Source organism: uncultured Aquimarina sp., from assembly GCF_947496855.1.
Classification (GTDB): domain Bacteria; phylum Bacteroidota; class Bacteroidia; order Flavobacteriales; family Flavobacteriaceae; genus Aquimarina.
In genome coordinates, this window is sequence record NZ_CANMED010000006.1 from 151078 (window position 1) to 165625 (window position 14548).

At 31.7% G+C, this 14548-nt stretch carries 9 protein-coding genes; 8 read left to right on the forward strand and 1 reads right to left on the reverse strand.

Annotated features, from left to right (window positions below; all coding sequences use genetic code 11):
* Nucleotides 1–78: 78 nt before the first annotated feature.
* The 4 genes from Q0921_RS18075 to Q0921_RS18090 all read left to right on the forward strand — a co-directional run bounded on the left by Q0921_RS18075 (nucleotide 79) and on the right by Q0921_RS18090 (nucleotide 4454).
* Nucleotides 79–285, forward strand: coding sequence for a hypothetical protein (locus Q0921_RS18075; protein ID WP_299259371.1), 207 nt, complete (start codon nucleotides 79–81; stop codon nucleotides 283–285).
* Between the two features lie 248 nt (nucleotides 286–533).
* Entirely contained in the window at nucleotides 534–2024 is a 1491-nt protein-coding gene (locus Q0921_RS18080; protein ID WP_299259373.1) for an FGGY family carbohydrate kinase, read from the forward strand.
* A complete protein-coding gene (gene xylA / locus Q0921_RS18085; RefSeq protein WP_299259375.1) occupies nucleotides 2024–3349 on the forward strand; it encodes a xylose isomerase in 1326 nt (441 codons plus the stop codon). The genes Q0921_RS18080 and xylA overlap by 1 nt, the downstream gene beginning before the upstream one ends.
* A 73-nt stretch (nucleotides 3350–3422) precedes the next feature.
* Nucleotides 3423–4454 (forward strand): aldose epimerase family protein, encoded by a 1032-nt coding sequence (locus tag Q0921_RS18090; protein ID WP_299259377.1) that lies wholly within the window; start codon nucleotides 3423–3425, stop codon nucleotides 4452–4454.
* 30 nt (nucleotides 4455–4484) lie between these two features.
* Here Q0921_RS18090 and Q0921_RS18095 read toward each other — a convergent pair whose 3' ends face one another.
* On the reverse strand, nucleotides 4485–5516 hold the full coding sequence (locus Q0921_RS18095; RefSeq protein ID WP_299259379.1) for a LacI family DNA-binding transcriptional regulator: 1032 nt from the start codon (nucleotides 5514–5516) through the stop codon (nucleotides 4485–4487).
* Between the two features lie 546 nt (nucleotides 5517–6062).
* Here Q0921_RS18095 and Q0921_RS18100 point away from each other — a divergent pair.
* The 4 genes from Q0921_RS18100 (at nucleotide 6063) to Q0921_RS18115 (ending at nucleotide 14064) form a co-directional block, all read left to right on the forward strand.
* Nucleotides 6063–6785: a glycoside hydrolase family 11 protein gene (locus Q0921_RS18100; RefSeq protein ID WP_299259381.1), complete on the forward strand. Its 723-nt coding sequence runs from the start codon at nucleotides 6063–6065 to the stop codon at nucleotides 6783–6785.
* 105 nt (nucleotides 6786–6890) lie between these two features.
* Nucleotides 6891–7739 carry a formylglycine-generating enzyme family protein gene (locus Q0921_RS18105; RefSeq protein ID WP_299259382.1) on the forward strand — a complete coding sequence of 283 codons (849 nt, stop codon included), beginning with the start codon at nucleotides 6891–6893 and terminating at the stop codon, nucleotides 7737–7739.
* A 383-nt stretch (nucleotides 7740–8122) separates the two neighbouring features.
* Nucleotides 8123–9790 (forward strand): sodium:solute symporter, encoded by a 1668-nt coding sequence (locus tag Q0921_RS18110; protein ID WP_299259383.1) that lies wholly within the window; start codon nucleotides 8123–8125, stop codon nucleotides 9788–9790.
* A 107-nt stretch (nucleotides 9791–9897) separates the two neighbouring features.
* Complete coding sequence (locus Q0921_RS18115) at nucleotides 9898–14064, forward strand: hybrid sensor histidine kinase/response regulator transcription factor (RefSeq protein WP_299259385.1); 4167 nt, start codon at nucleotides 9898–9900, stop codon at nucleotides 14062–14064.
* Nucleotides 14065–14548: the final 484 nt, after the last annotated feature.

Below are 14548 nucleotides of genomic sequence, written 5' to 3' on the forward strand. Positions count from 1 at the left end.
ATTCATCTATAAAAAGGAAGCTGCCGAAAGGGCTTTTGATGATTGGAAAACATTTAATGATGCTGTAGGTTACCTCTTTTGTCGCTTGATGAGCCCAAAAAAGTTTGGAGCTACATAACACCAACCGATATTATTATTACTAAAGATAGACATCGGAGAGATAATGAGATTTATGATCAAATCTTGTGTGATTGTGTATGGCAAGAAGGACATGGATTACATTTTATATTAAGAAAAGGAAATGAATTGATTAGAGTTAGTGATCAAGACGGAAATTCATTTTAATAACTGAGATTACTTTAACGGACAGAGCTTTCACTGTTTAATTTCAGTAGAAATGGCAGATATCTTTTCTTAAAATCTATTCCATAAGGATATCTGTACTAAATTGGTTCTTATTTATAAAGGAAATGCACGTTCCTGTTTGTCGTTTTTTACGAAAATTTACCTACGAGTTTTCGTTCATATCCATAACTTATCCATTGTAATTGGTATAGATTTTAGATTTTTATATCCAATAACCAAATTACTGAATGTATTATATAGGATTTGATATAGGAAGTTCATCTGTTAAAGCAGCGTTGATTGATTCAGAGAACGGCAAAAGTATTGCTTCAATAAATGAGCCAAAGGATGAGATGGATATTATCTCAGTAAACAAGGACTGGGCAGAGCAGAATCCAGATTTCTGGTGGGAGTATGTTTGTATTGCTAGTAAACGATTATTAAAAGAAAATGCAATTTCTCCTGAGTTAGTTATAGGAATAGGGATTTCTTATCAGATGCACGGTCTTGTTTTGGTAGATAAAGAAGGGAGTTTATTGAGAAATTCAATTATCTGGTGTGATAGTAGAGCAGTTGATATCGGGAATAAGGCTTTCAAAGAATTAGGAGAAAAAAAATGTAAAAGTAGTTTACTTAACTCTCCAGCAAATTTTACTGCGTCTAAATTAAAATGGGTACGAGATAATGAACCTGGTATTTATAAGAAAGCATATAAATTTATGTTGCCTGGCGATTATATCGCTTATAAATTTACTGGTACAATTAATACTACTAAATCAGGGTTGTCTGAAGGAATACTATGGGATTACAAAAAACAAGAGTCTGCAAAATGGTTGTTAGAGTATTATGACATTGACCCAAGCTTAATACCTGATATAGTCGATACGTTTTCGAACCAAGGAGAATTAAATAGTAAAGGAGCTCAAGAAAGTGGTTTACAAAAGGGAACTCCTATTTTTTATCGAGCAGGTGATCAACCTAACAATGCTTTATCTCTCAATGTTTTTAATCCGGGAGAAGTAGCATTAACAGGTGGTACTTCTGGTGTTATTTATGCTGTAACGGATAATGTATCTGGAAAAGAACCTGTAAAGTATAATAATTTTGCGCACGTTAATTATAGTGAGAATAAGCCAATAATTGGTAAGTTACTATGCATTAATGGAGCAGGTATTCAATATAGGTGGTTAAAAGATAACCTTAACCTAGAAACTAATTCATATCAGGCTATGAATGTGCTTGCTTCAGAAGTTCCGGTAGGATCTAATAATCTACAAATAATACCTTTTGGTAATGGTGCGGAGAGAATGTTTGAAAATAAAACAATAGGAACTCAAATCTGCAATATCAATTTAAATAAACACACCCGATCACACATATGTAGAGCAACATTAGAAGGTATTGCATTTTCTTTTGTGTATGGAATGGAAATTTTAAGAAAAGATGGTGCGAATATAAAGGTGTTAAGGGCTGGAAATGATAATTTATTTAGATCAGAAATTTTTTCTAATACAGTCTCTACATTAATAGATCAAGAAATAGAAATTTATAATACAACAGGTGCAATAGGAGCAGCTAGAGCTGCAGGATGGGCTCAAGGTGCATTTAAGGATATTGGTGAGATGATAATAAAAAATGATAAAGTCATGACCTACCATCCTTTACACAATAGAGATGATTATCAGTTAGCTTACCAAAGATGGAAAAATGAATTAAATAGAATTTTAAAAAATAAGTAATGGTTTTACTAGGAGATAAAGAGTATTTCAAAGGAATAAGTGAAATTAAATTTGAAGGGAAAGAATCTGATAATCCCTTAGCATTTAAGTATTATGATCCTGAAAGAATTGTAGCTGGAAAAACGCTAAGAGAACATTTTAAATTTGCAATAGCATATTGGCATACCTTCTGTGGTCAAGGGGCTGATCCATTTGGATGGGGAACCCAAAACTTTGCTTGGGACACATCTTCAGATCCAATTCAAGCAGCAAAAGACAAAGCGGATGCAGCATTCGAGTTTATTAGCAAAATGGGGTTTGATTACTTTTGTTTTCACGATTTCGATTTGGTTCAAGAAGCCCCATCGTTATTAGAGTCAGAGAAAAGGTTAGTCACAATTGTCGATTATGTAAAAACTAAGAAAAAGGAATCTGGCATTAAGTTATTATGGGGTACAGCAAATTGTTTTTCTAACCCTAGATATATGAATGGTGCAGCAACTAATCCCGATTTTAATGTTTTAGCAAGAGCAGGTGCTCAGGTTAAATCGGCATTAGATGCTACCATAGCATTAGACGGAGAAAATTATGTGTTTTGGGGAGGGAGAGAAGGTTATATGTCTTTACTTAATACAGATATGAAAAGAGAATTAGATCATTTAGCTCGGTTTTTAACAATGTCTAGGGATTATGCAAGAGCAGAAGGGTTTAAAGGCATATTTTTTATAGAACCAAAACCAATGGAACCAACAAAGCACCAGTATGATTTTGATACTGCTACGGCTATAGGATTTCTTAAAGAATATGGTTTAGAAAAAGATTTCAAGATTAATATAGAGGTAAACCATGCAACGTTAGCACAGCATACATTTCAGCATGAATTAGAGGTAGCGGCAAGTGTAGGAATGTTAGGAAGTATAGATGCTAATAGAGGAGATTATCAAAACGGATGGGATACAGATCAATTTCCAAATAATATTTTAGAAGTCACAGAAGCTATGTTAGTCTTCCTTAAAGCAGGTGGATTGCAAGGAGGAGGAGTTAATTTTGATGCGAAAATAAGAAGAAATTCTACAGATTTAGAAGATGTGTTTTTAGCACATATTGGAGGAGCAGATGTCTTTGCTAGAGCATTGATTACTGCGGATAAAATAATTACTTCTTCTTCGTATGAAAAATTGAGAACAGCTAGATATAGTTCTTTTGATATTGGAAAAGGGAAAGAGTTTGAAAACGGTACATTAAATTTAAAGGATTTGTACGAAATAGCATCGGATAATGGTGAGTTTTCTTTGCAAAGTGGCAAGCAAGAGCTGTTTGAGAATATTGTAAACCAATATATTTAATAGCTTTACAAAAGTTTTTTAAAATGTTATAGTAGCGCCAAATATTAGTTATATAAAATAACAGTTGTGAAAAATGACTCATATAATCGTGGATAAAAAGGAATATACTGATTGTGTTTCTATAGTACTCGCAAATGATCAAAGAACTAAGTTAACCTTAACTAATTTTGGAGCATCAATTGTAAGTTTAGAAATTCTGAATAAAAGAGAAGAATTTATCAATGTTATAGTCGGTTTAGACGCTATTGATGCCTATAAAGAAATCTCGGTTCATCCAAGTGCTAAGTTTTTAGGAGCTTCTATCGGAAGGTATGCCGGTAGAATTCGTAAAGGAGGTTTTGTGCTTAACGACTATAAATATGAGTTGTATGAAAAAGCAGGAGTTAATTTGCATGGAGGGTTAGAAGGTTTTGATAAAAAATTTTGGAAAGTTGACTCGATCGATCACGATACAAATACCGTTATTTTTTCGTATTACAGTAGGCACATGGAAGAAGGATATCCAGGTAATCTAGAGGTAAAAGCAATCTATCAATTATCAGATGATAACAATGTAATGATTACCTATAAAGCATTTTCGGATCGAGATACTTTTGTAAACCTTACGAATCACGCGTATTTTAATCTCAATGGTTCAAATAATATTTTGGATCATTCATTGTTTTTGGATTGCCCTGAATATTTAGAAGTTGATACGCAACAATTACCAACAGGAGAGCTAAGATTAGTTAATGATACTAAGTTTGATTTTTTAGAGCCTAAAAACTTAGCATCATTAGAAAATTTTGGTCTAATAGATGATACCCTTATTTATAATGCTAAAAATGGAGCGTCAATTGATAAAATCAAAGCTAGATTGATTGCTCCAAAGAGTGGTTTACAAATGGAAATCAAAACAAATCAACCAGCAGTAGTGATTTATACTCCAGAAAATTTCCCTAATTGGAATTTTAAAAATCAAACAAGATACGATAGTTTTCCAGCTATTTGTTTTGAGAACCAGAATTATCCTGATGCACCTAATCATCATCATTTTCCATCTGCTTTACTAAAAGCAGGAGAAGAATATGAAAACACAAGTATTTTTGAGTTTTCGATTATTTAAAATGATAAAGTAGTTTCCCCTGCCCTATTGTTAATGAAGACGTTTTGTAGATTCTCTCTCGATTAGGTTTGTTTTTATTACTTTGGTAGTATAAGAGGTTTCTATGTTTTCGTTTTCTATTTTGTCAATAAGAATTTTTGCAGCAGCTTCACCAAGATAAATACTGTGTTGACTTACAGTGGTAATAGATGGTGTTACATGACGAGGAAGAACACCATTAGTAAAGCCTATGATAGAAATATCTTCCGGTACCTTATATCCTTTAGATAATACCATTTTTAGAGTGCTAACGGCAGAATCTTCTTCAAGACACAGTATCGCATCTACTTTTTTCGAGTCAAGCAATATTTTTAGCAAAGTATTAATATCATTGAATTCATCAACCTTAAGTATTAAGTCTTCATCAATTAGGATACCCGCTTCCGTAAGTGCTTTTTTATACCCTTTTAGTCTAAGTTTTCCAACACTAAGTTGGTGTATGTTAGAAACTATTGCAATGTTTTTGCAATTGGTTTTAATAAAATAATTAACAGCATTAAAGGCTCCTTCTTCGTCATTTACAATAACCTTATCACATTCTATCTCATCAGTAACTCTATCAATCATTATGATTGGAATTCCTTGATTTATAGCGTTCCGAAAATGTTTAAAGTCTCTTTTGATTTGTGTTTCTTCTGCAATTGATAAAATGAATCCATCTAAATCTGAATTTTTTAATAGCTCCATAGCAGCAACTTCCTTTTCTCTAGATTCGTTAGAAATACATGTAATAATATTATATCCTTTTTCTGTTGCAATCTTTTCGATACCTACAAAAACTTTGGTAAAAAAGTGATTAAGCATATTGGGTATAATTACACCTATCGTTTTAGTGCTTTTATGTCTTTCATTTGCAAAAGCGCTATTATTGGATTTGTATTGGAGCTCTTTTGCATATTCCTGAATCATAGATTTAGTGCTATTGCTGATTTCATAGCTATCATTAAGAGCTTTTGAAACGGTCGCAATGGAAACATTAAATTTTTTTGCAATATCCTTTAATGTGATTCTCTTTTTTTTCATACTAGTTTTTAAAGATGTTTTTGACTAAATAATGGCTAAGAGTTGTTTATTCTGAGATATCAAAATTTTCTGAAAGGTTTTAATAAGTTATTCGTAAAGATCAAGTAAATGAAGCTTCCTTGTAAAGTAATCTTAATAATTTAATTTGTAAGGATGTGAAGTTCTAATTGCAACAAAATTTGTAAAGATTGCTTCAAATATTTTAGAGCTACCTCTTTTTGAAGGATTGGAAGTGAATAGGTATTTCATTTTCTTAGAGTACTTCTTAGAAGATAGTATTTTTAAAAGTAAGTTGGATCATTACCTTCAGAATGAAACATATAAATAATTGTTTTTCAGGTTTTTATGAGTTTACGAAAAGTTTTCGTAGAATTAGATTTAAAATGAATAAAATTATCAATTGTTTTTATATTGAATCATAATTTTGAGCATTAACTAAATTTTTAACACAAATTCACTTGTATTCATAATCAATTAATCTCAAAAGATTATTGATAATAATTGAATATGAATTTTTGAATCACTCTAACTTTAAAACATGTAATTATGAAAACACTTTTAAGCATTTCAGTATTTTGTTTGTTTTTATTTACCAATTGCTCTGACGATTTGGATTCTGATAACCTGCCAGAAACAATAGAACTCGAACAAAAATCGATAGATAGTAATGGCTACATTAGCGATAATCGTACCGATGGATATAATAAAGGTTATTTTTGGACCATTTATAAAGAAGGAGGATGGGGTAGACTTAGATTTCCTCAAGCCAATCAATACAGTGGTAATTTTGAGATTGAATATAAAAATAATCAAGATATTGTTGGAGGAAAAGGATGGTCAACAGGTAATGGTAGAAGAATAAACTATAACATAGGACTGCTGCAAGGGTCGTACAATTTTGTTGGTGTATATGGATGGACACAAACGCCACTTATAGAATATTATGTGGTAGAAAAAGGTAGTATTACAGGTCAAAATCAAAACAGAAACTATACTGTAAATAATAAGAATTACAAATTCAAGAAACAATTAAGGTCCAATGCTCCTTCAATTTTAGGGACTAAAACATTTTATCAATATATAAGTGAGCACGGTAATGCTTCTACTGGTTCTAATCAACAAGTTCATATGCAAGCACATATTAATCATTGGAATAAGTATGGTGGTCATAAACCAGAATGGGGAAATCTTAGGGATTTTGATTATCAAGTTTTCGGTATCGAATCTTATACCGGTAATTGGGGAAAAATTAATGCGAGTATTTGGTAATTAGTACATGAAAAATTAAAAACTATAAGGCCGATTCATTGTTTCGGCTTTATGGTTTTACAAGTTTATTAAAAACAGAAAGGCTATTAATTTTTTGATTTAATAATGAAAAGAGTTTTATTCTATTTTTTTGCTGGATTCTTAATGATGTTTTATTCCTGTAACCAGGAAGAAACGAAGAGAATTATAAATGATAATTTGATTTTAGTCAAAGGAGGAACCTTTATAAATAAGCAATCTAATTTATATGGAAAAAATGCTTATGTGAATGATTTTTACATAGCGAAAAGTGAAGTTACACAAAAGGATTGGATAGCGGTTATGGGAAACAATCCATCTCGATTTAAAGGAGATAGTCTACCTGTCGAAATGGTCAGTTGGTATGATTGTGTAGAGTTTTGTGTCAAAAAAAGCATAGCAAAAGGATTGAGACCTTATTATAAAATTTATAAAGATTCTATTGACAAGTTTAATGATTCCGAGTTCGATAGTATTAAATGGCTAGTCAAGAAAAATCCAAAAGCAAATGGATATCGCTTGCCCACTGAAGTCGAGTGGGAGTATGTTGCAAGCGGCGGTCAGTTAAGTAAAAATTATTCATATAGTGGAAGCAACAATATTGATGAGATTTCCTGGTATTGGAGAAATAGTGGAGATACTATTTTAAAAGAAAAATGGGATTACCGTCTTCTAGAACAAAACCGATGTAAAACACATCGTGTAGGCACTAAAAGCCCCAATGAGCTTGGCTTATATGATCTTACAGGAAATGTTAGAGAATGGTGCGATGATTGGTATGAAGATGAAGGAATACCTCGTGGACATTTTCGCTCGCAAAGAGGTGGCGGATGGATTGGCCTTGAAACTTACTCCAAAAACGACGACAGAGATTATTTTGAAGCTAGTGGTGTAGGGCCAGATCAAGGTTTTCGTATCTGTAGGAATAAACCTTAAAAACATACTTTATTTTCTTTCGCTAATATTGTTAACTGATATAGCATTTTGATTTTCTGATATTCTCTCTCTTTACGATTAGGAACTATTAAAAGAGTAAAATTCAAGGCACTTGAATGAATATAGTTTCTTGTACATCATAATTTACAGTATTTGCTTCAAATCTTCCATTTAATTAAGGGGTCACATAATAGTTTTGGTTTTTACTTAAAATTTTAAGTAAAAATTAAACGATTTATCAAATGATGTTTTCGAAAATTGCTAATCGTTTATAGGTTTGTAAATATTTTATTCAGTAACATAATAAATGAGATGATCATTTAGCACTGAATTACTAGAAGTTTTAAACAACACAAATTTTTATAATTAACCAAAAAGGATTTATGGAATCAGTCTTAGAAGAATTGGATTGGATAGTATTAGGTATTTATTTTTTAGCACTTATTGGAGTAGCAGTCTGGGTAATATTACAAAAGAATAAGGATACTGCGGATTATTTTTTAGCAGGGCGTAATGTAGGTTGGTTTGTTATTGGAGCTTCAATTTTTGCATCTAATATTGGATCAGAACATGTGGTTGGTCTGGCAGGAACTGGTTTTGAATCTGGAACTCCAATGGCACATTATGAGTTGCACGCTTGGATAGTATTGCTTTTAGGTTGGTTATTTCTTCCTTTTTATATTAGAAGTGGAGCGTATACTATGCCTGAGTTTTTAGAAAAACGATTTGATAGTAGATCACGTTGGTTCTTATCACTTTTTTCTTTGGTTGGTTATGTAATTACCAAAGTTTCGGTAACTATATATGCTGGAGGAATTGTAGTTTCTGAGTTACTGGGCGTCTCTTTTTGGGGAGGTGCCATTGGTATTGTGATATTTACAGGGATTTATACAGTCATAGGAGGAATGAAAGCGGTAATTTATACGGAGACCTTACAGACAGTCATTCTTATTTTAGGTTCTTTGATAATCACTTATCTTGGATTGCAAGAAGTCGGTGGATGGGGAGAGCTCACAACAACGGTAAAAGCAGTAAGTCCAGAGCATTTTAATATGTGGCGACCGATGAACGATCCTGACTTTCCGTGGACAGGTCTGCTAATTGGAGGTACTATTGTAGGGATTTGGTATTGGTGTACAGATCAGTATATTGTTCAACGAACATTGGCTGCAAATAATATAAAAATAGGAAGACGAGGAGCAATTTTTGGGGCGTATCTAAAGTTACTACCAATTTTTATCTTTCTGATTCCTGGAATTATTGCTTTTGCGTTAACTATTCAAAATCCAGAAGTATTTAGTGTTGAAAAGGCAGATAGAGCGTTTCCTATGTTAGTAAAAACTTTGTTACCTGTTGGCTTAAAAGGTTTAGTAGCAGGAGGATTGATAGCCGCATTGATGAGTTCTTTGGCTTCTGTGTTTAATTCCTGTTCTACAATTTTCACAATAGATATTTATAAGAAATTAAAACCCGAAAAAACGGAAAAAGAGTTGATTAAGATTGGTAAAATAGCTACAGCTTTTATTGTAGTACTTGGGATCTTTTGGATTCCTGTAATGGAAAAAATAGGAGGAGGAGTAATGTACCAATACTTGCAAAATGTACAGTCTTATATCGCACCTCCCGTAACTACAGTTTTTTTATTAGGTGTTATCTGGAAACGTGTAAACTCCAAAGCTGCAATCACAACTTTACTGGCAGGACTCGCTTTATTAATAGTTCGTTTAGGTACAGAAATATTTTATCAACCAGAAATTTTTCATTTTAAAGAAACGGGAGAGCAAATAGCTACAGGTATTGCATATGCTTTTGCAACTATTAATTTTGCACATATGGCCATCTTTATGTTTATTTTTTCTGTTATTTTATGTATTTCGGTTAGTCTAGCTACGAGTCCTCCAGATTACCAATTAATCAGAGGATTGGCCTTTGGTACATTAACAGAGTCTGAAAAACAAGATGCAAAGGGAAGTTTTACTTGGTTAGATGTGATTTTATCCATATTATTGGTGGTTCTCGTTATAGTAGTATTAACCTATTTTACTGGCTGATAATTATATCGGTATAAATCTAATTTCTTAAACTTGAAGGGTATTAAAAATCAACGAAATACAATAAAACATGCTATATTTATTCTTAGGTACTGGAATATCAATTTATGAATAATAAAAATACTATAGCATTTTTATTATGTTTTTGCTGTTGTCTGAATTTCATTTGGACACAAGAAAAATGTAATGATTTCAATTTTGTAAATTTTGAAGATGGTATCTCTAAAATAGCTGTACCAGTAATTGTCCAGGACCATAATGGTTTTATTTGGATTGGTACTAGTGGAGTAGGTTTACATAGATATGATGGGATCGACTATGTATCATACAAGCATAAGTTAAAGGATACGACCTCCTTAAGTAGTAGTTCGATTTATTGTTCATTCGTTGATAAAAAAAATAGACTTTGGTTTGGTACAGAAAACGGATTAGATCTTTATGATAGAGAATTGGATCAATTTAAGAGAATTGATATTATTTCTCAATTAAAGAATTTTAATCTATCTAGTATTGCGGTTGGTAGTATCACAGAAGACTCAATTGGTAATATTTTTATTGGCACCTTCGAAAGAGGTTTACTTAAGTTAGATGTAGAAACAAAGGTGATTGAACAGATTGCCAATGTTGATATTCATAATACGCAAAATTTAATAGATATTAATGATCTTAAAAATGATCAGCAGGGAAACATATACGCGGCAACCAATTATGGGCTAAGAATATATAATCCTAAAACAAACAGCTTGAGCCTTGCGGTTTTTAAAACGGGAAAGGGTTTGGAATCAGTAAGCACTCCAATTGAATCTTTATTGATTGATAAGGAGGACCGGATTTGGTTAGGGAGTATGTCTAATGGTATATATAGAATACATAGGGATTCTGATACTATCTATAGAATTGAAAATCTTCCATTTACAGAAAAGCGGATATTATCAATGATTTTTAATGCAGATGGGTCTATAATCTGCGGTACTGAAAATGATGGGTTGTTTCATATCAAAGCTAATGGCGAGCTGATAAAAAATTACCTTTTCGATAAAAATGATAAAAACAGTATTCGATCTAATTCCATATGGTCTTTGTTTATAGATAATAATGAAAGGATATGGATAGGGTATTACAATAAGGGTATTGCAGTATATGACAAACTGTATGATAAGTTTAAAAATATAGAAAGTCTGGCCAGTAATCCCAATTCTCTAGAAGCAGGTTCTGTTACTGGTATTGTTCAGGATAAGTCAGGCTTACTTTGGATCAGTACAGATGGAGGTGGAATCGATATTTATGACCCAAATGATCAGAAGTTTATTCATATTAACAAAAATAGTAATGAAGACTTTTCAAACCTTACTGCATATGATATTCAAACCATATTTATAGATAGCAAAGAAAATGTTTGGGCAGGAAGTTGGAATGGAGGTGTTTTTTTACTGAAAAAAGGAACAAAAAGATTCATTAATTATACGATAGAAAACACAAATGGAGCATTAGCCTCTAATAGTATATTAAGTTTTGCAGAAGATACTAATGGAACCATTTGGTTAGGGACTTTTTTTAGTGGAGTAATATCGTATAATCCATCAAATGAAGGATTTACTCATCATGATTCAGAAGAGTTTTCTAAATATGGAATTCATACTAGTGATGTTCGAAAGGTGCTAATAGATTCTGATAATAATTTATGGATAGGTGCTACTAATGGACTGTATAAAGTAAGTAAAAAGGATGCTGATCATTTTTCTGTAATATTTTTTAGAGATAAAATGACTAATAAATATCAAAATGACTCAAATGCAAATCATATATTCTCGCTTTATGAAAGTGTTGATGGATCTATTTGGATTGGTACAAAAGGAGCAGGATTATGTAAGTATGATACTGATAAAAATAGCTTTATATGGTATAATGAAATGTATGGATTAGAATATGAAAATGTCTCTGCGATTATTGAAGATGAGTATAACAACATTTGGACAAGTGGTAATGCAGGAATTCATAAGTTGAACCTTAAAAATAAAAAAAGTATTGATTATAATATTAACGATGGCCTTCTATCAAATGATTTTAATTTTAACGCCGCTTTTCGTGATAAAAAAGGAAATATTTATTTTGGAAACTATAATGGTGTAGATTATTTTAATCCGAAAAACATACAAACAAATAATAGTTCGACGAGTTTATACCTTACTGATTTTAAAATATTTAATAAGAAGGTTTATCCGAACCAGAAAGGATCTCCTCTAGGTAAAGTAATATCAGAGACTGATAGTATTTCCTTGAGTAATGAACAATCAGTTTTTACAATTGAATATACCGGTATTAACTATACACGTTCAGAGAAAAATCAATATGCTTATTACTTAGAAGGGTTAGAGGATTCTTGGAACTATGTAGAAAACACAAGAAGTGCTACTTATACTAATCTGGATCCGGGAAATTATACATTTAAATTAAAAGTCGCGAATAATGATGGTAAATGGAATGAAACTCCGCTGCATTTACACATAAAGATTTTACCGCCTTGGTGGAAAACAAACTGGGCATTATTGTCATATGTTCTATTGTTTTTGCTTGGTATATATCTTCTAAATAAAGTAACAAAAAATAGAATCAGAGAGAAGCAACTAATACAATATGAAAGGGAAAAAAGAATTAAAGAAGAAGAACTTCATAATAAGAAACTACAATTTTTTACAAACATATCTCACGAGTTTCGAACTCCTTTAACACTTATAATTAATCCTCTAGAAGATATACTCAAAAATGAAGAATTAAACTTACCAAAGGAGGTGAATGAAAAGCATCTGATAATTCATAAAAATACAGATCGACTATATAGATTAATTAATGAGTTGATGGATTATAGAAAGCTAGAACTTAATAAATTGAGTATTAAGGCAAGGCAACTCGATATCATCATCTTTGTACGAGATGTAGTAAGTCATTTTGTTGTGGAAGCGTCTCATAAAAAAATAGATCTGACTATAAATCATGAAGTTCCAGAACTAAAAGTATGGGTAGATATTGGTATGCTAGAAAAAATCATTTTCAATTTATTGTCCAATGCATTTAAAGTTACACCAGAAGGAGGAGAGATAACCGTTTCAATAAAAAATACTAGACAAACTCTTACAGAAAAGGCTACTGAGGATGTTTTATCTCACTCTTTCGAAATTAGTGTGTCTGACACGGGCCCCGGTCTCAAAAAAGAACAATTGGATAAGATATTTGAGCGATTTTATCAAGTGGATAACTTAAACAAATGGTATTATGGCGGCACCGGAATTGGTTTAGAGGTTGTTAGAAGTTTTGTAGAACTGCATAAAGGGAAGGTAAAAGTTGATAGTGTTGTTAATGAAGGAACAACATTTTCGGTAATATTACCTTTGGGTAAAAAACACTTCAGCGAAAGCGAAATTGTGTTAAGTGATGAAGATTTGGATGTTCTGCTTAAAACTAAATTTATAGGCAATGTTCATAATCAAAGCTTAGAAAATCAAATAGAAGAGGAACAAAAAACCAACAGGTTATTAATTGTAGAAGATAATACCGAGTTGCGAAACTATTTGAAAAAAGAATTAAGTAATAACTACAAAGTTTTTGATGCGAAAAATGGTAATGAAGGACTTGAAATAGCTAAAAAAGAAGTGCCGGATATAATTATTACGGATGTAATTATGCCAGAAATGGATGGTTTTGAATTCTGTTTAATGATTAAAAAAGATATAAAGACAAGTCACATCCCTATTTTAATGCTTACTGCAAAAACCATGGCCGATGATCGATTAAAAGGAATTGAGTCTGGTGCAGATGTATATTTAAACAAACCCTTTGATATGAGGGTTTTGAAATCTTATTTAACGCAAATGCTATCGATCAGGCAAATACTTTTTAATAAGTATTTTAGTGATATTAGTGATGCTGATATCAATCAGAACAACACATCACTGGATAAAGAATTTATTCAAAAAGTATTGAATCATATTTATGAGAATTTAAGTGATCCGGATTTAAGCGTAGAATCGTTATCTTCAGAACTTCACCTGAGTAGAAGCCAGTTTTACAGGAAGATAAAAACGCTTACAGGACAAACGGCTAATCAATTTTTAAGGAACATCAGATTGCAAAAGGCGAAACAAATTTTAGAAAGTGGCTCTACTAATATTAGTGAAGTCTGCTATAAGGTAGGGTTTTCTTCTCCCTCCTATTTTACAAAGTGTTTCAAAACACAGTTTGGAATATTACCCACAGAGGTAACTACTAATGAATCTTAATACTATCCATATACGTCAAAATAAGTATTCAAGGCGACATTATTGACTTTTTACACCATAATTTAATTATCTAATTATAGGGTTATTAATAGGTTATACCCCTATCCTATCCTAACGTTATTTTAAGTGTAATTGAAGGATCGTTTTATGGCGCAATGTATTTTGATCAATCCCTTGTAATTTGAGATATATTTAATTTTCTATAGCGTTAATTATAGAAGTATTAGTAAAGAGAGCCGTAAAATAAATTTTTCACAATTAGGTCACGGATTGGTCAAATTTAGCTATAACGATTGTTGCTTCAACTGTCTAAAATGTTGTAAAACCCCTGTAAAGAGGCGAGATGCAACAAATGTTTTATCATATGCTTTATCTGTGGCATTGTTTTTTTAATCCTGTATATAAATTGTTAAAAAATTGTGAATTAGTCAAAAGAGATGAATAGGAAGTACTCTAAAATTAAAATTTTGGGAGAGATATTTTT

Excerpts from the sequence above, each read along its gene's own strand:
- Q0921_RS18095 (WP_299259379.1), bottom strand. The coding sequence starts at position 5,516 with ATGAAAAAAAAGAGAATCACATTAAAGGATATTGCAAAAAAATTTAAT.
- xylA (WP_299259375.1), top strand. The coding sequence starts at position 2,024 with ATGGTTTTACTAGGAGATAAAGAGTATTTCAAAGGAATAAGTGAAATT.
- Q0921_RS18115 (WP_299259385.1), top strand. The coding sequence starts at position 9,898 with ATGAATAATAAAAATACTATAGCATTTTTATTATGTTTTTGCTGTTGT.
- Q0921_RS18090 (WP_299259377.1), top strand. The coding sequence starts at position 3,423 with ATGACTCATATAATCGTGGATAAAAAGGAATATACTGATTGTGTTTCT.
- Q0921_RS18080 (WP_299259373.1), top strand. The coding sequence starts at position 534 with ATGTATTATATAGGATTTGATATAGGAAGTTCATCTGTTAAAGCAGCG.
- Q0921_RS18105 (WP_299259382.1), top strand. The coding sequence starts at position 6,891 with ATGAAAAGAGTTTTATTCTATTTTTTTGCTGGATTCTTAATGATGTTT.
- Q0921_RS18110 (WP_299259383.1), top strand. The coding sequence starts at position 8,123 with ATGGAATCAGTCTTAGAAGAATTGGATTGGATAGTATTAGGTATTTAT.
- Q0921_RS18100 (WP_299259381.1), top strand. The coding sequence starts at position 6,063 with ATGAAAACACTTTTAAGCATTTCAGTATTTTGTTTGTTTTTATTTACC.